Genomic DNA, 22,222 nt, shown 5'->3' with positions numbered 1-22,222 from the left:
ACAGAAAATCAGGTTGAAATGAGATCCAAATGTGGGAGCGGGCTTGCTCGCGAAGGCGGTGGTTCAGTCATGCATATGTCGACTGACACACCGCTTTCGCGAGCAAGCCCGCTCCCACATTTTTAATCGCATTCCAGCAGTCAGGCCAATTCAGGGGCGCTAGCGTACGCCTGTTCCAGCAGCACGGTGAAGCGCACAAACGCGTCGATTGCACCTTTTTCTACTGCGGCTTCTTCTTCGGCGCTGAACTCAAGGCCGTCGAGGGTACGCGTAAAGCTTTTCCAGCCTTCAGCACGGCCACCGGCCGGCTCGCCGAGGTGACGGGCGCCGAAGGTTTCGCTCAGGCCCAGGCCCACGGCGCGTTTGATCAGGAACGCGGCGCCCAGCTTGGAGCCTTCGGAGACGAACAGCCAGCCCAGGGCTTCGGCCTTGCTCGGGTTCTTGACAGCGCCGGCGACCGGTGCAGGCACTTCAGTGTCCAGGTCGCCGAGGTCCAGCTTGGCGGCTTCGGCGCGGCAGCGTTCAGCCAGGTCGGGGACTATCTTGATCAGCTCAGGGTCGTTGTACAGCGCCACCAGTTCCGATTGGAACAGGTACTGCGCGACCACGAAGCGGGCGAAGTTGGCTTGGGTTTCGAACGGGGCGTGGGCTTTGACCAGCGCATCGAGCTTGGTGTGGGGCGCGTTGGTGATCTGGTTCAGGCGCTGGGAGCGCAGGCTTGGGCGTTCTGCGGTAGGAGAAGCGGTCATCGAAAAAGTCCTTGAGAAGAGTAGCGCCTGGGTGCCCTAAAGAGAGCTGTTATCAACTAGACGAACAAGAAGACGCGGCACAGTAAAAAATCCTCACCTCGCCGGTGAAATTCCGGCGAGGTGAGGAGGCGGCATTTGGGGTGAAGGGCTATCAGATGTCCCAGATCAGGTTGATCGCGAAGTTGCGGCCGGGCTGGGTCAGGCGGTCGAGGTTGGCGGGCGCTGTCACGCCGGCTTCGCCGACGCCGTCGTAGCTGCGCACGTCATCCCAGTTCCAGTACTTTTTGTCGGTGAGGTTGTAGAGGCCGCCGTTGATGGTCACATCGTCGGTGACTTTGTAGTAACCGGTCAGGTCGACGATGCCGAAGCCTGGCGTTTTGAACGGCGCACTGGTGCTGCCATCCGGTGCGTGGAAGGTGGTGCTGTCGACGCGGTTCTGTTTTTTGACCAGCGTCCAGCTGACCAGCGCGCCATATTGTTCTTGCTCGTAGCCCAGGCCGAACACGCCTTTAAGCGGGTTGACACTGTTGAGCGGCTCGCCGTTGTCGTCGTTGCGGCCGTAGGTGTAACCGACCGAGCCTTGGGTGTAGAGGCCTTGCGGTGCGCCGAACGCGTCGAGGTTCAGGCGGCCCTTGGCTTCAACCCCTTTGATGGTGGCGTGCTTGATGTTGTTGGCTTCGAAGGTTTGTACGTCACCGCCGGCGACCGAGGCGTCTTCGTCGATAAAGTTGCGGTACTTGTTGTAGAACACCGCGATGTCGAAAGAGCCCTCGTCGAAATTGCCGCGAATCCCGGTTTCGATGCCCTTGCTGGTTTCCGGCTTGAGGTTCGGGTTCGGCTCGACGGTATAGCCCAGGTTAAGGTTTTCAAAGCGACCATAGAGCGCCTTGGCCGATGGCGTGCGGAAACCCTCGGCGTATTGACCGAACCAGGTGTATTGCTCGGTCAGCGCATAGGTCAGGCCGAATTTGGGCGTTACACGGTGCCAGGTTTTTTCTTTGTCGCTGACCGGGTAGGCGCCGGTCGGGTTTACGGTGTTGAGGAATTCCTGGGTCAGCTTGGGTTTGAGCTGGGTGTAGTCATAGCGCACTGCCGGCAGGAAGGTCCATTTGTTCCAGGTGATCTGGTCCTGGGCGAACAGCGAGTAGGTGTTGATGGTCGGGTCCGGGAAGTCGCTGGATTTTTTCACGCTGTCGCTGGCTTGTGGGCTGGGTGCGCCGATGGCTGTGCAACCCGAGCCGACGGCGAGGCAGGAGGCCGAGCCTTCGCGCGAGCCGGTGACCTTCTGCTGTTTGAGTGTGGTGCCATAGGTCACTTGGTGATCGGTTTCACCGAGGTTGAAAGCCTTGTCCAGTTGGGCGTCGAAGACCCACTGTTTTTCTTCGTAAAGCGTGTCACGGGTGCGTAATACGCGACGGCCCGCCTGGTAGATTTCGGCGGTGGTCTGGTCGGTCTTGGCAATCTGGTAGTTCAGGCTGGTCTTGATGCGATCGGCAATCGGCGACTCGATGGCAAAGGTGTTTTCCAGGCCGAAGCGCTCGCGAGTGATGGTGTCGTTGCCCGAGCGGGCGCGGTACAAATTCATCCCGCGACCGCCGATGAACGGGCCGCCCACGGCGTTTTTCAGGTTAACGTCGCGGTCATCCTTGAACTTCTCGTAGGTCAGGCCCAGTCGGTTGTCATCGTCATAATTCCAGCCCAATTTGGCCAGGATATTGGTGGTGCGCGCATCTTCCGGGTTGGCGCCAGTGCGGGCCAGCCCAGTGGCGTTGTTGCCGTCGTAGGATTCCATTTCATGGCCATTGCGCTGGCTCAAGTGCAGCAAACCGTCGAAGTCCTGCACGCGGCCGGCAACGGTGCCGGAGGTCAGCCAGCTGTCGTCGGCGGAGCTGTAGCCGGTTTTCAGGCGGGCGCCGACGTCCTGGCCGGGCTTGATGATGTCGTCCGGGTCGAGGGTGAAGTAGCTGACCGCGCCGCCGATGGCGCTGCTGCCGTACAAGGCCGAGGCCGGGCCACGCAGGATTTCCACGCGCTTGACGATTTCCGGGTCGACGTAGTTGCGGCGCGTCTTGGCGTAGGGGCCGTTGAAGAAGTTGTCCGGCACTTCGACGCCGTCGACTTGGGTGAGGATGCGGTCGCCGTCGATGCCGCGAATGTTGTAGCCCGCGTTGCTGGCGCGGGTGCCTGCGCCGCCGACTGATACGTTGGGCTCGTAGCGCACCAGTTCACGGATGGTGTTGACGTTCTGGCGGTCCAGTTCCTGGCGATCATGCACAGTGACCGTGCTGGGCACGCTGTTGACGTCCTGTTCGTTGCGCGTGGCGCTGATGGTCACCTGTTGCAGGTTGAGCACGCTGCCGGCTGCGCGTTTTTCCAGCACGATATTGTTAGTGCCCAGTTTGCGGTAGCTCAGGTTGGTCCCCACCAACAACCGGTCCAGGGCTTTTTCGGGTGACAGCGGGCCGCGTGCGCCAGGGGACGAGACACCTTGGCCCAGCTCTGCCGGCAGGCCGACTTGCCAGCCGGTCACGGCGGTAAACGCATTCAGCGCCGAGACCAACGGCTGCTGCTCGATGCTGAAATTGTAGTTGCCGTGGCTGCGGGCAACCGGCTCGGCGGCAGTGGCGGCCATGACTGGCGCGCTGGCCAGCAGAACGGCAGCGGTCAGCAACGACAGGACGGGCGAAGAAGACCGGCGGTTGAAACGAGAGGACATCGAGAGCGCTCCGGAGTACGAATCTTATAGTTGCGAACCGAATCAAATAGGAATCAGTTGCATTGGCTATAACGAGACGTACCGCCGGTTAACATCGAGTAAAAATAATTCTCATTTAGTTCAGAATGACCAGCGCCGGGTATTCCGAGAGCGTGGCCGAGGTGATGTGCGCCAGCGAGCGCACCACGTCCAAAGGCTGGTCGAGGCGGTAGTTGCCGGTGACGGCTGTGCTGGCGAGCTTGTCGTTGGTGTTGATGATCCAGCCCGGGTAATAGCGGCGCAGCTCGGCCAGCACGTCGCTCATCGGGCAGTTTTCGAACACCAGCCGACCTTGAACCCAGGCCAGGTCCTTGCTCACATCCAGCTTGGCGGGTTGCCCAAAGCCTTTGGGGCCGATGCGGATGCTCTCACCGGCGCGCAGGCGCACACGGGCATCGTCGAAGGTATTGCTCAGGTCGACGTCACCGCGCTGCACTTGCACCTGCGCTTCGCCATTGAGGTAGCGCACGGCGAAGTCGGTGTCGCTTACGCTGGCGCGCACCGGCCCGGCGTCAATCTCCAGGGGCAGGCCGCGGTTGGGCGCAACTTCAAAAAACGCCTCGCCTTGGTACAGGCGGGCGATGCGCTGGTGGTCTTTGATGCTGCTGGAAAACGCCGAGTTGGTGTTCAGCAGTACTTTGGAGCCGTCGTCCAATTGCACGCGCTGGCGTTCACCGACGACGGTGAGGTGGTCGGCTTGCAAGCGCACGGGCAGGTTGCTGAAGCTGAACAGGCCGATCAACAGTACGGCGGCGGTGGCCAAGGGTTTCCAATGCGGTTTTATCCGGCGCCAGACGCTCGGTTTGCGCGGCGCTGCCAGGGCCACGGCGGCGCTGTGCACTGGCGCTCCGCCCCAGGCGGTTTGGGCTTTGTTGAATGCGTGTACGTGTGCCGGGTCACTGGCCAGCCAGGCATCGAACTGCGCTTGCTGCCCGGGTTGCGGGCACTGCAAGACGATCAGCCAGTCAAGGGCCTGGTCCATGGCAGTGTCTTGCAACACCTCATGAGCCAGCTCATGGGGGCGCAGTTTATTCGGGTCTGTCACGGTGTTCCTCGGGTCTTCGCCACGTTCTACTCATCTTTCCTACAGACTGGATCGCCACATCTGTCGGCTGAAGCTTAAGGCTGATCCAGCCGTTCAGCCACTCCTACACAGATGGCCATGATCAATTTCAGTTCCTTTTGCACGGTGCTCAAGGACACTTGCAACTGGTCGGCAATCTCTTGGTAGCTGCAACCATGCAGGCGGCTGAGGATGAATATCTGCTGTTGGCGTGCGCTCAGCTGGCCGAGGCTGATGCTCAGGTGTTCGAGCAATTGCTCGGCCTGGGTGGCGTCTTCGGGCGTGCTGATGGGCGCGGCGACACTTTGCAGCACGTCCAGCGGGACATCTTCCTGCAGCGTGCGGGCTTGAATGCGCCGCGAACGCAGGTGGTCCAGCGCCAGGTTGCGGGCAGTCTGGTAGACGAAGGGTTCGAGGTGGTCGATCGGCCGCTCACTGAGGGCCCGGGTGACGCGCAGGTAGGTTTCCTGCAGCAGGTCCTCGGCGGTGCTGTGGTTATTCACCATCCGCTGCAAGGTGCGAAGCAGAATCACCCGTTGGGTGATAAAGACTTGGTTGAAGCGAGATTGGCTCACAGTGCTACCAGATCGATTTGCAGTTAATGATAATGCTTATCATCAACGGAAATGGCAAGTGGCTATTGCTGTGAGCCTACAAGGGGCTGGGTAGCGCGCAAAACTCATGTGGGAGCGGGCTTGCTCGCGAATACGGGGTGTCAGTCAACGAAGATGCCTACTGAACCATCGCCTTCGCGAGCAAGCCCGCTCCCACACAAGCCCGCTCACACAGAGAGTTTCGTTGCCTGCTTACTCCGCGTTGCAGAGTGCCAGGCAGTTATCCAGCATCCGGTTGGAGAAACCCCACTCGTTGTCGTACCAGGCCAGCACTTTGAGCAATTTGCCGCTGACCTTGGTGTGATTAGCATCGAAAATCGACGACAGCGGGTTATGGTTGAAGTCACTGGAAACCAGCGGCAGGGTGTTGTAGCCGAGGATTTTCGAGTGCTGACTGGCTTCTTTGAGCAGCGCGTTGACTTGTTCGGCGGTGGCTTCTTTCTTCAGCTCCACGGTGAGGTCGACCAGCGACACGTTGATCACCGGTACACGCACCGCCATGCCGGTCAGCTTGCCCGCCAGTTCCGGCAGCACCAGGCCTACCGCTTCAGCGGCGCCAGTCTTGCTTGGGATCATGTTCTGGGTGGCCGAGCGCGCGCGGTACGGGTCGGTGTGGTAGACGTCGGTCAGGTTCTGGTCGTTGGTGTAGGCGTGAATGGTGGTCATCAAGCCGTTTTCGATGCCCAGCTCGCGGTGCAGCACCTGAGCCACAGGCGCCAGGCAGTTGGTGGTGCAGGAAGCGTTGGAGATGATCTGGTGCGATTGGCGCAAAATGTCATGGTTCACCCCGTACACCACCGTGGCGTCTGCGCCTTTGGCGGGGGCCGAGATGATTACCTTGCGCGCGCCGGCGGTAATATGGGCGGCCGCCTTGTCACGGTCGGTGAACAGACCGGTGCATTCAAACACCACGTCGATCTTGTGCGCAGCCCACGGCAGGTCAGCGGGGTTGCGAATGGCACTGACGGCAATCCGGTCACCATTGACGGTCAGGCTTTCCTGATCGTGGGCAACCTCTGCTTCGAAAGTACCGTGTACGGTGTCGTATTTGAGCAGGTGGGCATTGATCGAACTGTCGCCCAAATCATTGATGGCGACGATCTGCAAATCCTGGCGGTAGCCTTGGGTATACAGTGCGCGCAGGACATTACGGCCGATACGGCCAAAACCATTGATTGCGATACGAAGAGTCATTGGAAAGTGCCTGTCGTCGATTTGTTGTAAGAATTACAAGATTATTCGCATAAAAATAGAAAACAAGCCTTTTTAGTGGCAATATTTTGTTCAATCTACAACGAGTGACCTGAATCAACTGGTCCGATGATACAAACGACACCCTGCCATCCCATGAGCTGCGGGCGTTTGATCAGCATAGGAACGAGGGTCGCCACATCCGTTAGCCTGGAGTTCTACACATGCATCCCCGCGTAATTGAGGTCACCGAACGGCTTATCGCCCGCAGTCGTGCAACCCGCGAGGCTTACCTTGCGCTCATTCGCGGCGCCGCCAGCGACGGCCCGATGCGCGGTAAGCTGCAATGCGCCAACTTCGCCCACGGCGTGGCGGGCTGCGGCACTGAAGATAAAAATAGTCTGCGCATGATGAACGCCGCCAACGTGGCGATTGTTTCCTCATATAACGACATGCTCTCGGCGCACCAGCCGTACGAACATTTCCCTGAACAGATCAAAAAGGCCCTGCGCGAAGTCGGCTCGGTCGGCCAGTTCGCCGGCGGCACGCCTGCCATGTGCGATGGCGTGACCCAAGGCGAACCCGGCATGGAGCTGAGCCTGCTCAGCCGTGAAGTCATTGCCATGTCGACGGCGGTAGCGCTGTCCCACAACATGTTCGACGCCGCGCTGATGCTGGGCATCTGCGACAAGATCGTCCCCGGCCTGATGATGGGCGCGCTGCGCTACGGTCACCTGCCGATGATCTTTGTGCCAGGCGGCCCGATGCCCTCGGGCATCTCCAACAAGCAAAAGGCTGACGTGCGCCAGCGCTACGCCGAAGGCAAGGCCACCCGCGAAGAGCTGCTGGAATCGGAGATGAAGTCCTACCACAGCCCCGGCACCTGCACCTTCTACGGCACCGCCAACACCAACCAGCTGCTGATGGAAGTGATGGGCCTGCACTTGCCGGGCGCCTCGTTCGTCAACCCGTACACGCCGCTGCGTGATGCGCTGACCCGCGAAGCCGCGCACCAGGTCACGCGCCTGACCAAAGCCAATGGCAACTTCACGCCGATCGGCGAGATCGTCGACGAAAAATCCATCGTCAACTCCATCGTCGCGCTCAACGCCACCGGCGGTTCCACCAACCACACCCTGCACATGCCGGCCATCGCCATGTCGGCGGGCATCATCCTCACCTGGCAGGACATGGCCGACCTCTCCGAGGTGGTGCCGACCCTGTCCCACGTGTATCCAAACGGCAAGGCCGACATCAACCACTTCCAGGCGGCGGGCGGCATGTCGTTCCTGATCCGCGAACTGCTCGAAGCCGGCCTGCTCCACGAAGACGTCAACACCGTGGCCGGCAAGGGCCTGAGCCGTTACACCCAGGAGCCGTTCCTGGTCGACGGCGAGCTGATCTGGCGCGACGGCCCGATCGAAAGCCTCGACGAAACCATCCTGCGCCCCGTGGCCCGTGCATTCTCGCCGGAAGGCGGCTTGCGCGTGATGGAAGGCAACCTCGGCCGTGGTGTGATGAAAGTCTCCGCCGTCGCCCCTGAGCATCAGATCGTCGAAGCGCCGGCCGTGGTGTTCCAGGATCAACAGGATCTGGCCGACGCCTTCAAGGCCGGTGATTTGGAAAAAGACTTTGTCGCGGTGATGCGCTTCCAGGGCCCGCGCTCCAACGGCATGCCTGAATTGCACAAGATGACGCCGTTCCTGGGTGTATTGCAGGACCGTGGCTTCAAAGTGGCATTGGTAACAGACGGGCGTATGTCCGGCGCGTCGGGTAAGATCCCTGCCGCGATTCACGTCAACCCCGAAGCTCAAAGCGGCGGGCCGCTGGCGCGGGTCAAAGATGGCGATATCATTCGCGTGGATGGCGTGAACGGCACCTTGGAGCTTAAGGTGGACGCCGAAGAATTCGCAGCGCGCACGCCTGCCACGGGCCTGTTGGGCAACAACGTGGGGGCGGGGCGTGAGCTGTTTGCATTTATGCGCTTGGCCGCAAGCTCCGCAGAGCAGGGCGCCAGCGCCTTTACCTCTGCCTTGGAGACGCTTAAGTGAAGCTTGCGCTGGTCGGTGACATCGGTGGTACCAACGCCCGTTTTGCGTTGTGGCGGGATCAGGAGCTGCACTCGATCCGCGTGCATGCCACCGCGGATCACCACAGCCCTGAGGAGGCCATCAAGGTCTACCTCAAGGAAGAAGGCCTGGAAATCGGGGACATCGGCGCGGTATGCCTGTCGGTGGCCGGGCCAGTGAGTGGCGATGAATTTAAATTCACCAACAATCACTGGCGCCTGAGCAAAGCTGCATTCTGTAAAACCTTGCAGGTGGATGACCTGCTGTTGGTCAATGATTTCACGGCCATGGCCCTGGGCATGACTCGCCTCAAGCCCGACGAATTTCGCGTGGTCTGCGAAGGCACGCCGGAACCGCTGCGCCCGGCGGTGGTGATCGGGCCGGGCACCGGCCTTGGCGTCGGCACCTTGCTGGACCTGGGCGAAGGCCGATATGCGGCGCTGCCGGGCGAGGGCGGCCACGTCGACCTGCCGCTGAGCAGCCCGCGTGAAACCCAGCTGTGGCAGCACATCTACACCGAGATCGGGCACGTCAGTGCCGAAACCGCCCTGAGCGGTGGCGGCCTGCCACGGGTGTACCGCGCGATTTGCGCGGTCGACGGGCACACGCCGGTGCTGGACACGCCCGAAGCCATCACGGCAGCCGGCCTGGCCGGGGACCCGGTGGCGATCGAAGTGTTGAACCAGTTCAGCATCTGGCTGGGCCGTGTGGCCGGCAACAACGTGCTGACCACCGGTGGACGCGGTGGCGTGTATATCGTGGGCGGGGTCATCCCACGGTTTGCCGACTTCTTTATCAACAGCGGTTTTGCCAAGAGCTTCAGCGACAAAGGCTGCATGAGCGATTACTTCAAAGGCATTCCGGTGTGGTTGGTGACCGCGCCGTATTCCGGGTTGACTGGGGCGGGTGTGGCGCTGGAGCAGGCTTTTGCATAGGCAGTGATGGCCTCTTCGCGAGCAAGCCCGCGATAGGGCCTCAAGAGCAACAGATGACTCAAGCTTGGCCATAACAACAAGGAGGACCCCGTGAGCGTAATCAGTAAATCGATTCTCCTCGTCGACGACGACCAGGAAATCCGCGAATTGCTGCAAACCTACCTCAGCCGCGCCGGCTTCCAGGTGCGTGGCGTGCCGGATGGTGCAGGGTTTCGCCAGGCGATGAACGAGGCGCCGTGCGATCTGGTCATCCTCGATGTGATGTTGCCCGACGAAGACGGTTTCAGCCTTTGCCGCTGGATTCGCCAGCACCCGCGCCAGGCGCAGGTGCCGATCATCATGCTCACTGCCAGTTCCGACGAAACCGACCGCGTGATCGGTCTGGAGCTGGGCGCCGACGACTACATCGGCAAGCCCTTCAGCCCGCGCGAGCTGCAAGCGCGAATCAAAGCCCTGTTGCGCCGCGCCCAGTTCGGCCAGGAACGCAGCAGCGGCGGCGATGTGTGGGTGTTTGATGAATGGCGACTGGACATGATCAGCCATCGCCTGTTTCACGTGGACGGCGAAGAGGTGATTCTTTCCGGCGCCGACTTTGCCCTGCTCAAACTGTTTCTCGATCACCCGCAGCAAATTCTCGACCGCGACACCATTGGCAACGCCACCCGTGGCCGCGACCTGATGCCGCTGGACCGTATCGTCGACATGGCCGTGAGCCGCTTGCGCCAACGCCTGCGCGATACCGAAAAACCCCCACGGCTGATCCGCACCGTGCGCGGCAGCGGTTACCAACTGGCAGCCAGCGTGGTTGCCGGCAATGCCCACTGAGCATTTAAGCGAACGCCGCCGCCGTTTCCCGGTGCCGCGCTCGCTGCTGGGGCGGATGTTGCTGCTGACCTTGCTCGCGGTGCTGTTCGCCCAGGCGCTGTCCAGCGTGATCTGGGTCTCGCAATTGCGCGCCACCCAGCTCGAAGGCCTGGTCACGAGCGCCCGCAGCCTGGCGCATTCGATGACGGCCAGCGTGAGTTATTTCCGCTCGTTGCCAGTGGCCTACCGCCCGCTGGTGCTGGACCAGTTGCGCAGCATGGGCGGTACACGTTTTGTGGTGACCCTCAACGACCGACCTCTGGATATGCAGATATTGCCGCAGACCCCGCGCAAACAGGCGGTGCTGCAAGCGGTAGACGAAGTATTGCGCCAGACCCTGGGCGGCGACGTGCATATCTCGGTGGAGTTCGTCAGTGCCGAAGACCTGCGCATTTTCAACGCTGGCCTGAAGCTCGATGAACTGCCGCGGTCCTGGGCGCATTACGCGTTGACCCTGGAACCGGTGAATCCGCCGGTGCTGGTCACGCAGATCCAGCTGGCGCCGGGCGAATGGCTGTACATCGCCTCGTTGTTGCCCGAGCCCTACACCAGCCTTGAAGAACAGGGCCTGCCGTCGCAGCAGGTGTGGTTTATCGTGCTGACCAGCGGTTTTCTATTGTTGTTTATCGGCCTGCTGGTGCACTGGCAAAGCCGACCGCTCAAGCGTCTGGCGCGGGCGGCGCGTGATATGTCCCTGGGCGCGGATGTCGAGCCGGTGGCCGAAGGCGGCGGCAGCGAAGTGGTGGAAGTGGGCCGTGCGTTCAACGCCATGCGCGAACGCATCAGCCGTTACCTGACCGAGCGCAGCCAATTGTTCAGCGCGATTTCCCACGATTTGCGCACGCCGATCACCCGCTTGCGCCTGCGCGTGGAACTGCTCGAAGACGACAACCTGCAAGCCAAGTTCGGTCGCGACCTGGATGAATTGGAATTGCTGGTGAAGGGCGCGCTGCAATGCGTGAAAGACACTGACATCCACGAAAACATCGAGCCGGTCGACCTTAATCACGTCCTTGATTGCCTGGTGGAGCCGTACCTGGCGCCCAACGGCAATGGCCGCATCACCCAGGATGGCCGCGCCCTGGCGCCGTATGCAGGCAAGCCGCTGGCGCTCAAGCGCTGCATCGGTAACCTGATTGACAACGCGTTGAAGTACGGGCAGAACGCGCATTTGCACATCGAAGACGATGGCGCGGAATTTATCCTGCACGTCGACGACGAAGGCCCGGGCGTGCCGGAGCAGCGGCTGGAGCAAGTGTTTGAACCGCACTTTCGGTTGGCCGGGCAGCAGCAGGGTTATGGTTTGGGGTTGGGCATTGCGCGCAACATCGCCCACAGCCATGGCGGTGAGGTGAGTTTGCAGAATTTGCGCGAGGGTGGTTTGCGCGTCACTTTGCAGCTCCCGCGAACCCTGGACTAAAGAACACCGAGGTTCAAATGTGGGAGCTGGCTTGCCTGCGATAGCGGTGGGCCAGCCAGCTAATGTTTGACTGATACACCGCCATCGCAGGCAAGCCAGCTCCCACAATGATACTTGTGGTGGGTCAGATACTTTGGCGCATTCTCGCCAGGTCCCGCAGCGGTGGCGCCCCAAACAGCCGGCTGTACTCGCGGCTGAACTGCGACGGGCTTTCATACCCCACCCGATACCCCGCCGCCGAGGCTTCCAGCCCTTCGGCAATCATCAAACGCCGCGCTTCCTGCAGGCGCAACTGCTTCTGGTATTGCAGCGGGCTCATCGCGGTAATCGCCTTGAAGCGGTGGTGCAACGTCGAGACGCTGAGGTTCACTTCGCGGGCCAGGTCATCAATACGCAGCGGCTGTTCATAGTTGCCGTTCAGCCACTTGATGGCCTGGCTCACACGATGGCTCTGACTGTTGGCCACGGCGATTTCATACAGCCGGTAACCCTGCGGCCCACGCAGCAAGCGGTAAAGAATCTCGCGGTTGATCAACGGCGCCAGCATCGCGATGTCTTTGGGCGTATCCAGCAGGCGCGCCAGGCGCAGCACGGCGTCGAGCAATTGGGTGTCGATGCGGTCGACGTACATGCCGCGCGAAGTCGGACGCGAGGGCACGCCCATCGGCCCGGCCTCGGCGATCAGCGCCGTCAGTTGCGCCGGGTCGATATTGATGCGCACCGACAGGTTGGGATCTTCCGGCGTGGCATCGATGATCCGCCCGGCTACTGGCATCGCCACGGAGAACACCAGGTAGTTGAGCGGGTCGTAGGCGAAGATTTCGTCAGCAAGGCGTACTTCCTTGCTGCCGCTGGCGAGGATGCACAGCGCAGGTTCCACCAGCACCGGCATGAAGTCGCGCGGCGTGTTGTGGCGGTTGAGGAACAACGAGGTGATCGCCGTGCCGTAGGAGCCATCTTCCCAGGTATGCCGGTGCACGATGCTGGCGAGTTCGGCGCGCTGTTTTTCCGTCTCGGCATCGAGAGGAATGGACTTATGTTCCGACGACATGACGTGTCCTCTACAAGCTTTTTGATGGGATCAGCTTAGCGGCGGCTTTTGAGAAAGTGTTACGTCGATCCTGCACAATCCTTGCCTGATCCTGCGATAAGTCGCGAATCAGGCAAGTGCAGTGCCTGTCATCTGCCTGAAACACTGAACATGGCCATGGAATAACCCCCCGGGGCCAAACGTCTTATCTACGCCTCTGGCAGGATTGTGCAATAAGCCGGCAGGAATTGACTAACCGCACCCGCACCCGCGCCGTTATCTTTGATCCTGTGGCAGCACGCCCTCACAGTGCTTGCCGAGCATCACTTCTCAACGGGAGAGTCGAACATGTCCACCCCCATTCCCGCGAGCCATATGGCCTTTATCCGCGCCCGTACCGGGTGCAGCACCGAACTCGGTGCACGCTTGAGCAGTTTGATCGAACCGGGCCGTCAGGCTCAGGGTTGCCTGCAATTCTCGTTGCAGCATTCCCAAGTGGATCCCGATGTGTGGCTGATCTGCGGCTTCTGGAGCAGCGAGCAGGCGATGAGCGCCTACTTCAACTCGCCCGCCTTGATGGTCTTTACCGAGCTGTTGAACGACATGGTGGTACGCAGCATGGACTTCCAGACCTTTACTGATGCATCCGCGGCGCATGCCTACGGCGAGTACCTGCAACTGGCCGGTTGAGAAGGTTAGAATGGCCGACTTTCCCATTGGCCAGGACCTGCAACATGGCACGTAAAGAGTTTGCCCACCACGAAGCCGTTTCCGCCTTGGTGCGTGAAGAAGAGGGTGGCTACAGCGCCGCCATCGCCGTCAAGGCACTGGATGGCATGGGCGCCCCCAGGTTTCACAAGATCCTTGAAGGCCACACGTTCAAGACCGCTGACGACGCCGACGATGCGGCTGCCGCGCAATTGCAGCGGTTGGTCGACGTGGACGAAGAAGGGCAATTGACCTGGTCACCTGCCGCTGACTAATCAACACCACCGATCCAAATGTGGGAGCGGGCTTGCTCGCGAATGCGCAGTGTCAGTCACCGAAAATATTGACTGATCCACCGCCTTCGCGAGCAAGCCCGCTCCCACATTTTTTTGCCTTTCACTCAGCGCTGAGTGGCGCCTGGGCGATACATCTTGAACAGTGCCTGCGGCCCCAGCTGGAAGTAATCCGCCGGGCCACCGCCGCGCAAGATCGGCTCCGCGGCGGCCGTGTCATAGATCCCATCCTTGAGCAGCCACTTGGCAATGTGCACCGCGACCACCTCGCCCAACACCAGCCAGCTCGGCACCAACTCTTTGTCGGCGCGCTGCAACTGAATAATCTGCGTCACCTTGCATTCGAACGACACCGGGCTTTCGCCCACGCGCGGCACGCCGACAATTTTCGAGGCGACCGGCGTCAGGCCGGACAGCTCGAACTCGTTGACCTCTGGCGATACCGCCGCGCAACTCTGGTTCATCTGCTCGGCCAACGGGCGAGTGGCCAGGTTCCACACAAACTCGCCGGTCTGTTCGATGTTGTTCAGGCTGTCTTTGCGCCCGACGCTGGAAAACCCAATGATCGGCGGAATGTAATTGAACGCATTGAAAAAGCTGTAGGGCGCCAGGTTCAGGCGGCCTTCGCGGTCGTGGGAAGAAATCCAGCCAATCGGCCGTGGCCCGACGATGGCATTGAACGGGTCATGGGGCAGGCCGTGGCCATTGGCGGGTTCGTAGAAATGGATATCGTCAGACATGGGCCGGGGTTCCTGCTGCGGGGGGCTGTGAGGTAGCCATAGTGCAATCCATGACGGTGAATTTCCATTGGCCGGATGGAATTTTCATTGATTGCCCACCTATTTTTCACAGCGTCCCGTTCAGTCTGCGCGCCAGGTCGACACCCCCTATACGTCGGCCCAATGCACGACTGAGCTTCGGAGCCTTGCGCACAATGAACAAACTTCCTCAGATCACCCTGGCGTTCTGGGTCATGAAAATCTGCGCAACCACCCTGGGCGAAACCGCCGGGGATTTGTTGTCGATGACCCTGAATGTCGGCTACGCCATCAGTTCGATGATTTTGATCAGCGTGTTTCTCGTCACCCTGGTGACACAGCTCTGGTCGAAAACCTACAACCCGGTGTTGTACTGGATCGTGATTCTGTCCACGAGTACCGCCGGCACCACGATGTCGGATTTCATGGACCGCACCTTGGGCCTCGGGTACGCCACCGGCTCGATGATCCTGATCGTGATCCTGATGATCATCTTCGCGTTGTGGCACCTCAGCGGTGATTCGCTGAACGTGAACAAGGTCCAGACGTTGCGCGGCGAGCTGTTTTACTGGATGGCGATTCTGTTCTCCAACACCTTGGGCACCGCGTTGGGTGACTTCCTGGGGGACGACTCCGGGTTGGGTTTTGCCGGTGGCGCCTTGCTGATCGGCTCGGCCATTGCGGTGGTGGCAGCACTTAAATACTTCACCCAACTGTCGTCGGTGCTGTTGTTCTGGGTAGCGTTTGTGCTGACTCGGCCGTTCGGTGCGACCCTGGGCGATTTCCTCACCAAGCCCCATGAAAAGGGCGGGCTGGATTTCGGCACCATCGGTTCATCGGCGGTGTTGGCGGGCGTGTTGGTGGTAATGATTGCCGGGGCGTCGTATGCGCAGCGCCGGTACGGGCGTCGGCAGCCCGTAGAGCTGACCTGACGCTGTTTATGAAACGCTGAAGACCAAAATGTGGGAGCGGGCTTGCTCGCGAATGCGGTGGATCAGTCAGAGCAACATCGACTGACACTGCGCTTTTCGCGAGCAAGCCCGCTCCCACACTGTTTAGTCCGTGGTAATCCGTGAATGCTTGCGGGTGTCTTTCATGGTCACGTAGACCACCAGCGACACCGCAATACAGGCCGTCACATACCAGTAGTAGCCGGTTTCCATGCCAATGCTCTTGAACCACAGCGCGATGTATTCAGCGGTACCGCCGAAGATCGACACGGTCAGCGCATACGGCAGGCCCACGCCCAAGGCACGGATTTCCGTAGGGAACAGCTCGGCCTTCACCACCGCATTGATCGAGGTATAGCCGCTGACGATGATCAGTGCCGCCATGATCAGGAAAAACGCGCCCCACCAGGTCTGGATGGTGTGCAGGGTGGTGAGGATCGGCACGGTAAACAAGGTGCCGAGGATACCGAAGGCGATCAGGATCGGCCGGCGGCCAACCTTGTCCGACAGCCCGCCGACAATAGGTTGCAGGCACATGAACAGAAACAGCGTGGCCGCCGAAATGGTGGTGGAGTCGGAAATGCTCATGCCCACCGTGTTCACCAGGTATTTCTGCATGTAGGTGGTGTAGGTGTAGAACGCCAGGGTGCCGCCCATGGTCAGGCCGACCACGGTCATCAGTTCCTTGGGGTGGCGCATCAAGGTGCGCATGGCGCTTTCCTTGGCCTTTTCCTTTTTGGTGAACGACTCGGTTTCTTCCATGCCACGACGCAGGTACAGCGCGACCACTGCGCACAGGGCGCCGATGGCGAACGGGATGCGCCAGCCCCAGTCGTACAGTTGTTCGGTGGTGAGCACCTGTTGCAGCACGATCAATACTGCCAGCGCGATGAGTTGGCCGGAGATCAGCGTCACGTATTGGAAGCTGGAGAAGAAGCCGCGACGTTCCTTGGTCGCCATTTCGCTCAAGTAAGTGGCCGAGGTACCGTACTCGCCACCCACCGACAGACCTTGCAGCAGGCGGGCGAACACCAGCAGGATCGGTGCGCCGACGCCGATGGTTTCATAACCCGGGCTCAGGGCGATGATCAGTGAGCCGAAGCACATCAACAGCACCGACGCCATCAAGGCCGCTTTGCGACCGGCACGGTCGGCATACAGCCCCATCAGCCAGCCACCGATCGGGCGCATCAGGAAGCCCACGGCGAAGATCGCGGCGGTGTTCAGCAGTTGGGCGGTGGTGTCGCCTTTCGGAAAGAAGGCTTTGGCGAAGTACAGCGAGAAGGCGGCGTAGACGTACCAGTCGTACCACTCGACCATGTTGCCGACCGAACCGCTGAAAATCGATTTGATCCGGCTGGAAGTACTGCGTTCTTTTGCCGGCGCAGCCGCCGACCCCAGAGGCAGGGAGTTGGAGTTATCCATTGAAGGATCCTTCATCTAGTTGTTTTTATGGAGCGTGCTTGAGCACTGCCTGGCTGGGGCTATAGCAGGAGCTGTGCCAGGTGGGTGAAGGCCCGGAATAGAAGGGTTACAAGATTTTATTGAGCGGAAATTTGCTGATGATTTTCAGGTGATGAGCGGAAATCCGCTTATGGCTGCTGTCCTTATCGCGGGCAAGCCCCCTCCCACATTTTGATTTGTGAACACGCTCAAGTGTGGGAGGGGGCTTGCCCCCGATAGCGGCCTGCCAGTCAACACAACGATTGGCCTAGAGAAACATCTCCCGCACCAACCCATGCCGCTGCATCTTTTCATTGAAGGTGCGACGGGGCAGCTGCAGCTCCGCCAACACCGCCTTGATATCACCCTTGTGGCGCACCAGCGCCGCTTTCAGGCAATGCGCTTCGAAGGCTTCCTGCTGCGCCGCCAGGGATTGTCCGGCCTCGATACCTTCCGGCTCAGGTTCACCCAGGCCCAGCACTTGGCGCTCGGCGACGTTGGCCAGTTCACGCACATTACCCGGCCAATCATGGCTGAGCAGGCGCCCCAGTTGCGCGCCGCTCAAGGGCTCGGCGCTGCGGCCCAGGCGCTCGGCGGCGCTGTGGGCAAAGTGGTCGAACAGTAGCGGTATGTCTTCACGGCGCTCGCGCAGAGGTGGCAGGCGCAGCTGTGCGACGTTCAGTCGGTAGGCCAAATCTTCGCGAAAACGCCCGGCGCGCGCCTCTTCCAGCAGGTCCGGCTTGGTGGCGGCAATGATGCGCAAGTCCACGTGAATGCTTTGGTTGGAGCCCAGTCGCTCGAGCTTTTGTTCCTGCAATACGCGCAGCAACTTCACCTGCTGGGCCAGCGGCATGCTTTCGATTTCATCCAGGAACAGCGTGCCTCCATGGGCATATTCCAGCTTGCCGATACGCTTGCCTTGGGCACCGGTGAACGCGCCACTTTCGTGGCCGAACAATTCGGCCTCAAACAACTGCTCGGGGATGGCAGCGCAGTTGAGCGCTACAAACGGCTTTTTTGCGCGCGGGCCAAAATCGTGCAGGCAGCGCGCGACCAGCTCTTTACCACTGCCGGTCTCGCCACGGATCAACACATTGACCGGCAGGTTCGCCAGGTCGAGCACCTGACGTCGCAGGTTCTGCAAGCTTCGGGACACGCCCAGCAGGCTCGATTCGAGCTGCGCGCGATGGTCGGCCTGTTGATGCAGACGACGGTTTTCCAGGATCAGCCCGCGTTTGTCCAGGGCACGGCGCAGGCTGTTGAGCAAGGCGTCGGGGCTGAAGGGCTTTTCCAGAAAGTCATAGGCGCCGTCGCGCATCGCTTCCACCGCCATCGGCACATCGCCGTGGCCGGTGAGGAGAATCACCGGCAAGTCGGCATCCCGGCGTTGCACTTCGGCCAGCAGTTCCAGGCCGCTGAGCCCGGGCATGCGCACATCGCTCAAGATCACCCCGGCAAAGTCCCTGGGCAGGTGCGCCAGGCATTCCTCGGCGCGGCTGAACAACTGCACGTCAAACCCTGACAGGCTCAACCATTGTTCGACGGCCGTGCGAATGCTGGCTTCGTCATCGACCACAATCACGGCGTTCAACATAGGTCGGGCGTCTCCAGCGCAATCGGTAAGGTCAAGGTGAATATTGCGCCGTCGCCACGGTTGCCGGCGAGCAGGCGCCCGCCCAGTTCATGCACGATAGCGTAGGACACCGCCAGCCCGAGGCCGAGGCCGTCTCCGACGGGTTTGGTGGTAAAGAACGGGTCGAACACGCTGCTCAAGTGTTCTTCTGCAATGCCGCCGCCGCTGTCGCTGACGGTCAGTCGCCACAACTGCTGGTCGGCGTGCAGGCGGATCTCCAGGCGTTTGCGTGGCTTGTCGGCCATCGCATCCAAGGCGTTGCGCAGCAGGTTGATCAACACCTGTTCCAGGCGGATGGCATCACCGCGGACCCAGGCGGGGCGGGCCAAGTCCAGCACCACGCCGATGGCTTCCTCGCGCAGGCGCGCGTCGAGCAAGTGCAGGGATTGGTCGACGACGGTGGCCAGGTCGAGCTTTTCGCGCAAGCCGCTGGGGCTTTTGCGCGCGAAGGTCTTGAGGTGGCCGGTGAGTGCGGCCATGCGCGTGAGCATGTCGTCCAGCGGTGTGAGCGCTTGGTAGGCATCGTCCACGCGGCCGTGGTCCAGCAGCAGGCGCAGAGTCGCCAACTGCATGCGTTGGGCGGTCAGCGGCTGGTTGATTTCATGGGCGAGTGCGGCGGACATCTGGCCCAGTGCCGCCAGTTTGGCCGATTGCACCAAGCCATCCTGGGCCGTGCGCAGCGCCTGGGTGCGCTCCTCCACAAGCTGCTCCAACTCCTCGCGGCTGCGCTGGCGCAGGCGGGCCAGGCGCCAGCGCTGGGTCAGGAACAGCACCAGAAACACCAGCGCCAGCCACGAGCCTGCAGCGGCGAGGCCAGCGTTGCGCTGATCTTCAAAGGCGAACTGCGGTTTGCGCAGCAGGTGCAGGGTCCAGCCTTCGGCCTTCAGTGGCAGGGATTCCCAGATGTAGTTGGCATTGCCGTCAGGGCCATTGACGCGCATCAGGTGGCTGTTTTCGTCGAAGCGCTGCAGCGTCTGGGTTTGCAGCGGCTGCAATTGCTTTTTATCGTATTGGCGCGTGGCCTTGAGTTCGGCAAGGTCACTGGCCGACAGCGGCCGCAGGTTGCGATAACGCCAGCCCGGCTGGTTGGCGATAAACACGATGCCGCGCGCGTCGCTGACCAGCAGCAGGTCATTGCCCTGGGCCCACTCACGTTCAAGTTCGGAGAGTTCGAGCTTCACGACCATGGCACCGAGAAACTGCTCGTGTTCATCGACCACCGCGCTGGAGAGGAAGTAACCCGGAATGCCGGTGGTTACCCCGACCGCATAAAAACGCCCGGTGCCTTGGCTCAAGGTCTGGCTGAAATAGGGGCGAAACGCGTAGTTGTGGCCGACATAACTGCTCGGCAAGTTCCAGTTACTGGCGGCCACGGCCAGGCCGTTGCGGTCCATCAGTTCCAGGGTTGAGGACTGTGCTGCGCCGTTGATGCGCTCCAGTTTGCGGTTGAGCAGGTCTTGGGTGGTGGCGTCGAGCGGGCCTTTCAAGGCGCTGATCATTTCCGAATCCAGCGCCAGTACGGCGGGCAGGGCGCGGTAGCGTTCGATCAGGGTGTGCAGGGAATTGCCATAGAGCGTGAGCTGTTGATTGGCGCGGGCGGCGTCATCCACCAAGGCTTGGCGTTCGGCATGTCGAGTGGCCAACGCAGCGGCCAGCACCGCTCCGGCGATGATCAACAGGGAATAGAAGGTCAGGCGCAGGGGGCGTGGGATTGCGATCATACAGTGATGAACAGGCACGGTAAGGGGTGAGCACCATAGCATGCACGCCGTTCAGTTTGTGGCGAGCGGGCTTGTTGTGGCGAGCGGGCTTGCCCCGCGTAGGGGGGGCGAAGCCGCCCTAAAAACTGCCCCCGCGATATGCCTGGCACACTGCGGTGGCCTTATTGGGGCGGCTTCGCCACCCAACGCGGGGCAAGCCCGCTCGCCACAACCAATCCCTCTAGCCACAACATGCCCTCCAGCCGCACCAGACTCCACTGGCCCGAAGGAATGAGTCGGCCATAAAAAAGGCGACTGGGCCATGGGCCGCAGTCGCCTTTATCCTCGCAGTGAAGTGCTTACTGCACTTCTACCGCCAGGCTTTCACTGATCTTTTTCTGCCAGATGGCAGGACCGGTGATGTGTACGGATTCGCCCTTGCTGTCCACCGCAACGGTGACCGGCATGTCCTTGACGTCGAACTCGTAGATCGCTTCCATGCCCAGTTCGGCGAACGCGACTACGCGCGACTTCTTGATGGCTTGCGCCACCAGGTACGCCGCACCGCCGACAGCCATCAAGTACACGGCTTTGTGGTCCTTGATCGCTTCGATGGCGGTCGGGCCGCGCTCGGATTTGCCGATCATGCCCAGCAGGCCGGTCTGTTCGAGGATCTGACGGGTGAACTTGTCCATCCGCGTGGCGGTGGTCGGGCCAGCCGGGCCAACCACTTCTTCGCGCACCGGATCAACCGGGCCGACGTAGTAGATGAAGCGACCCTTGAGGTCTACCGGCAGGGGTTCGCCCTTGTTCAGCATCTCGACCATGCGCTTGTGCGCCGCGTCGCGGCCAGTGAGCATCTTGCCGTTGAGCAACACGGTTTCGCCTGGCTTCCAGCTTTGCACTTCTTCCGGGGTCAGCGTGTCGAGGTTGACGCGGCGGGCCGATGGGCCGGCTTCCCAGACGATTTCCGGGTAGGCGTCCAGCGATGGCGCTTCCAGCGACGCCGGGCCCGAACCGTCGAGCACGAAGTGTGCGTGACGGGTGGCGGCGCAGTTGGGGATCATGCACACCGGCAGCGAGGCGGCGTGGGTCGGGTAATCCATGATTTTCACGTCGAGCACGGTGGTCAGGCCACCCAGGCCCTGGGCGCCGATGCCCAGTTGGTTGACCTTCTCGAACAGCTCCAGACGCATCTCTTCGATGCGGTTCTGCGGGCCGCGCTTTTTCAACTCGTGGATGTCGATGGATTCCATCAACACTTCCTTGGCCATCACCGCAGCTTTCTCGGCGGTGCCGCCGATGCCGATGCCGAGCATGCCCGGTGGGCACCAGCCGGCGCCCATGGTCGGAACGGTCTTGAGCACCCAGTCGACGATCGAGTCGGACGGGTTGAGCATAGCCATTTTCGACTTGTTCTCGGAACCGCCGCCCTTGGCTGCCACGTCCACTTCCACGGTGTTACCCGGGACGATGGAGTAGTGGATCACGGCCGGGGTGTTGTCCTTGGTGTTTTTACGCGCACCTGCCGGGTCGGCGAGGATCGATGCACGCAGGACGTTTTCCGGCAGGTTGTAGGCGCGACGCACGCCCTCGTTGATCATGTCGTCCAGGCCCATGGTGGCGCCATCCCAACGTACGTCCATGCCCACGCGCACGAACACGGTAACAATACCGGTGTCCTGGCAGATCGGGCGATGGCCGGTGGCGCACATGCGCGAGTTGATCAGGATCTGCGCAATGGAGTCACGGGCTGCCGGCGATTCTTCGCGCAGGTAGGCTTCGTGCATCGCCTGGATGAAGTCAACGGGGTGGTAGTAGGAAATGAATTGCAGGGCGTCGGCAACGCTCTGAATCAGGTCGTCTTGCTTGATCACGGTCATGAGTCGCGCTCCTCTATAAGGGAACATTCAATAAAGGTGGCTCAGTGGGGTACATCGGTCGGCTGAGTCCACCTTTCCAAGGCACGCCGTAGGTGCAGGCGCGACGCTAAAAAGGCGCGGCAGTATAACCCGGCGCGGTGGCCGATACACCCGACTATGGTCAA

Annotated in this window: 18 protein-coding genes; 7 read left to right on the top strand and 11 right to left on the bottom strand. The window is 61.1% G+C overall.

The window, feature by feature from the left end; translation table 11 throughout:
- Window positions 1-140 precede the first annotated feature (140 nt).
- From ACP7B3_RS20670 to gap, 5 genes are all read right to left on the bottom strand, one after another.
- Complete coding sequence (locus tag ACP7B3_RS20670) at window positions 141-749, bottom strand: biliverdin-producing heme oxygenase (RefSeq protein WP_145165426.1); 609 nt, start codon at window positions 747-749, stop codon at window positions 141-143.
- Window positions 750-900: 151 nt separating this feature from the next.
- Window positions 901-3,465, bottom strand: a complete 2,565-nt coding sequence (locus ACP7B3_RS20665) for a TonB-dependent receptor (RefSeq protein ID WP_426180553.1) — start codon at window positions 3,463-3,465, stop codon at window positions 901-903.
- Window positions 3,466-3,580: 115 nt separating this feature from the next.
- The gene (locus ACP7B3_RS20660) at window positions 3,581-4,549 is read right to left on the bottom strand and encodes a FecR family protein (RefSeq protein WP_145165422.1); all 969 of its coding nucleotides are present in this window, start codon (window positions 4,547-4,549) and stop codon (window positions 3,581-3,583) included.
- A gap of 74 nt (window positions 4,550-4,623) precedes the next feature.
- Entirely contained in the window at window positions 4,624-5,142 is a 519-nt protein-coding gene (locus ACP7B3_RS20655; RefSeq protein WP_242199938.1) for an RNA polymerase sigma factor, read from the bottom strand.
- Window positions 5,143-5,373: 231 nt separating this feature from the next.
- Window positions 5,374-6,375 carry a type I glyceraldehyde-3-phosphate dehydrogenase gene (gene gap / locus ACP7B3_RS20650; protein ID WP_083356951.1) on the bottom strand — a complete coding sequence of 334 codons (1,002 nt, stop codon included), beginning with the start codon at window positions 6,373-6,375 and terminating at the stop codon, window positions 5,374-5,376.
- A 221-nt stretch (window positions 6,376-6,596) separates the two neighbouring features.
- On the opposite strand from gap, the gene edd reads away from it, so the two are divergent.
- The 4 genes from edd to ACP7B3_RS20630 all read left to right on the top strand — a co-directional run bounded on the left by edd (window position 6,597) and on the right by ACP7B3_RS20630 (window position 11,660).
- On the top strand, window positions 6,597-8,423 hold the full coding sequence (gene edd / locus ACP7B3_RS20645) for a phosphogluconate dehydratase (RefSeq protein WP_426180550.1): 1,827 nt from the start codon (window positions 6,597-6,599) through the stop codon (window positions 8,421-8,423).
- Complete coding sequence (locus ACP7B3_RS20640; RefSeq protein ID WP_426180548.1) at window positions 8,420-9,376, top strand: glucokinase; 957 nt, start codon at window positions 8,420-8,422, stop codon at window positions 9,374-9,376. The genes edd and ACP7B3_RS20640 overlap by 4 nt, the downstream gene beginning before the upstream one ends.
- Window positions 9,377-9,466: 90 nt before the next feature.
- A complete protein-coding gene (locus ACP7B3_RS20635; RefSeq protein WP_262209816.1) occupies window positions 9,467-10,201 on the top strand; it encodes a response regulator in 735 nt (244 codons plus the stop codon).
- Entirely contained in the window at window positions 10,191-11,660 is a 1,470-nt protein-coding gene (locus ACP7B3_RS20630; protein WP_426180546.1) for an ATP-binding protein, read from the top strand. Before ACP7B3_RS20635 ends, ACP7B3_RS20630 begins: the two co-directional genes overlap by 11 nt.
- A 124-nt stretch (window positions 11,661-11,784) precedes the next feature.
- On the opposite strand, the gene ACP7B3_RS20625 is transcribed toward ACP7B3_RS20630, so the two are convergent.
- Window positions 11,785-12,711, bottom strand: a complete 927-nt coding sequence (locus ACP7B3_RS20625) for an AraC family transcriptional regulator (protein WP_242199943.1) — start codon at window positions 12,709-12,711, stop codon at window positions 11,785-11,787.
- Window positions 12,712-13,038: 327 nt separating this feature from the next.
- Between ACP7B3_RS20625 and ACP7B3_RS20620 the strand changes: the two genes are divergently transcribed.
- Complete coding sequence (locus tag ACP7B3_RS20620) at window positions 13,039-13,380, top strand: antibiotic biosynthesis monooxygenase family protein (protein WP_242199945.1); 342 nt, start codon at window positions 13,039-13,041, stop codon at window positions 13,378-13,380.
- Between the two features lie 44 nt (window positions 13,381-13,424).
- Window positions 13,425-13,673, top strand: coding sequence for a hypothetical protein (locus tag ACP7B3_RS20615; RefSeq protein ID WP_106578353.1), 249 nt, complete (start codon window positions 13,425-13,427; stop codon window positions 13,671-13,673).
- A 125-nt stretch (window positions 13,674-13,798) separates the two neighbouring features.
- Here the strand turns inward: ACP7B3_RS20615 and ACP7B3_RS20610 are convergent, their stop codons facing one another.
- Window positions 13,799-14,431 (bottom strand): flavin reductase family protein, encoded by a 633-nt coding sequence (locus ACP7B3_RS20610; RefSeq protein WP_242199949.1) that lies wholly within the window; start codon window positions 14,429-14,431, stop codon window positions 13,799-13,801.
- A 194-nt stretch (window positions 14,432-14,625) separates the two neighbouring features.
- Here ACP7B3_RS20610 and ACP7B3_RS20605 point away from each other — a divergent pair, with 194 nt between their 5' ends.
- A complete protein-coding gene (locus ACP7B3_RS20605; RefSeq protein ID WP_426180543.1) occupies window positions 14,626-15,381 on the top strand; it encodes a hypothetical protein in 756 nt (251 codons plus the stop codon).
- 123 nt (window positions 15,382-15,504) lie between these two features.
- Here the strand turns inward: ACP7B3_RS20605 and ACP7B3_RS20600 are convergent, their stop codons facing one another.
- The 4 genes from ACP7B3_RS20600 to ACP7B3_RS20585 all read right to left on the bottom strand — a co-directional run bounded on the left by ACP7B3_RS20600 (window position 15,505) and on the right by ACP7B3_RS20585 (window position 22,058).
- On the bottom strand, window positions 15,505-16,824 hold the full coding sequence (locus ACP7B3_RS20600; protein ID WP_145165403.1) for an MFS transporter: 1,320 nt from the start codon (window positions 16,822-16,824) through the stop codon (window positions 15,505-15,507).
- Between the two features lie 286 nt (window positions 16,825-17,110).
- Window positions 17,111-18,436, bottom strand: coding sequence for a sigma-54-dependent transcriptional regulator (locus ACP7B3_RS20595; RefSeq protein WP_426180541.1), 1,326 nt, complete (start codon window positions 18,434-18,436; stop codon window positions 17,111-17,113).
- Window positions 18,430-20,196, bottom strand: a complete 1,767-nt coding sequence (locus tag ACP7B3_RS20590) for an ATP-binding protein (protein ID WP_426180539.1) — start codon at window positions 20,194-20,196, stop codon at window positions 18,430-18,432. The genes ACP7B3_RS20595 and ACP7B3_RS20590 overlap by 7 nt, the downstream gene beginning before the upstream one ends.
- A 338-nt stretch (window positions 20,197-20,534) precedes the next feature.
- Window positions 20,535-22,058, bottom strand: coding sequence for a fumarate hydratase (locus tag ACP7B3_RS20585; protein WP_426180537.1), 1,524 nt, complete (start codon window positions 22,056-22,058; stop codon window positions 20,535-20,537).
- Window positions 22,059-22,222 lie beyond the last annotated feature (164 nt).

The organism is Pseudomonas sp. TWRC1-2, assembly GCF_049896685.1.
Classification (GTDB): domain Bacteria; phylum Pseudomonadota; class Gammaproteobacteria; order Pseudomonadales; family Pseudomonadaceae; genus Aquipseudomonas.
This window is presented reverse-complemented; position numbering and strand designations above follow the sequence as displayed.

Excerpts from the sequence above, each read along its gene's own strand:
- ACP7B3_RS20595 (WP_426180541.1), bottom strand. The coding sequence starts at position 18,436 with ATGTTGAACGCCGTGATTGTGGTCGATGACGAAGCCAGCATTCGCACG.
- gap (WP_083356951.1), bottom strand. The coding sequence starts at position 6,375 with ATGACTCTTCGTATCGCAATCAATGGTTTTGGCCGTATCGGCCGTAAT.
- ACP7B3_RS20620 (WP_242199945.1), top strand. The coding sequence starts at position 13,039 with ATGTCCACCCCCATTCCCGCGAGCCATATGGCCTTTATCCGCGCCCGT.
- ACP7B3_RS20665 (WP_426180553.1), bottom strand. The coding sequence starts at position 3,465 with ATGTCCTCTCGTTTCAACCGCCGGTCTTCTTCGCCCGTCCTGTCGTTG.
- ACP7B3_RS20625 (WP_242199943.1), bottom strand. The coding sequence starts at position 12,711 with ATGTCGTCGGAACATAAGTCCATTCCTCTCGATGCCGAGACGGAAAAA.
- edd (WP_426180550.1), top strand. The coding sequence starts at position 6,597 with ATGCATCCCCGCGTAATTGAGGTCACCGAACGGCTTATCGCCCGCAGT.
- ACP7B3_RS20670 (WP_145165426.1), bottom strand. The coding sequence starts at position 749 with ATGACCGCTTCTCCTACCGCAGAACGCCCAAGCCTGCGCTCCCAGCGC.
- ACP7B3_RS20605 (WP_426180543.1), top strand. The coding sequence starts at position 14,626 with ATGAACAAACTTCCTCAGATCACCCTGGCGTTCTGGGTCATGAAAATC.
- ACP7B3_RS20585 (WP_426180537.1), bottom strand. The coding sequence starts at position 22,058 with ATGACCGTGATCAAGCAAGACGACCTGATTCAGAGCGTTGCCGACGCC.
- ACP7B3_RS20630 (WP_426180546.1), top strand. The coding sequence starts at position 10,191 with ATGCCCACTGAGCATTTAAGCGAACGCCGCCGCCGTTTCCCGGTGCCG.
- ACP7B3_RS20615 (WP_106578353.1), top strand. The coding sequence starts at position 13,425 with ATGGCACGTAAAGAGTTTGCCCACCACGAAGCCGTTTCCGCCTTGGTG.
- ACP7B3_RS20600 (WP_145165403.1), bottom strand. The coding sequence starts at position 16,824 with ATGGATAACTCCAACTCCCTGCCTCTGGGGTCGGCGGCTGCGCCGGCA.
- ACP7B3_RS20610 (WP_242199949.1), bottom strand. The coding sequence starts at position 14,431 with ATGTCTGACGATATCCATTTCTACGAACCCGCCAATGGCCACGGCCTG.
- ACP7B3_RS20590 (WP_426180539.1), bottom strand. The coding sequence starts at position 20,196 with ATGATCGCAATCCCACGCCCCCTGCGCCTGACCTTCTATTCCCTGTTG.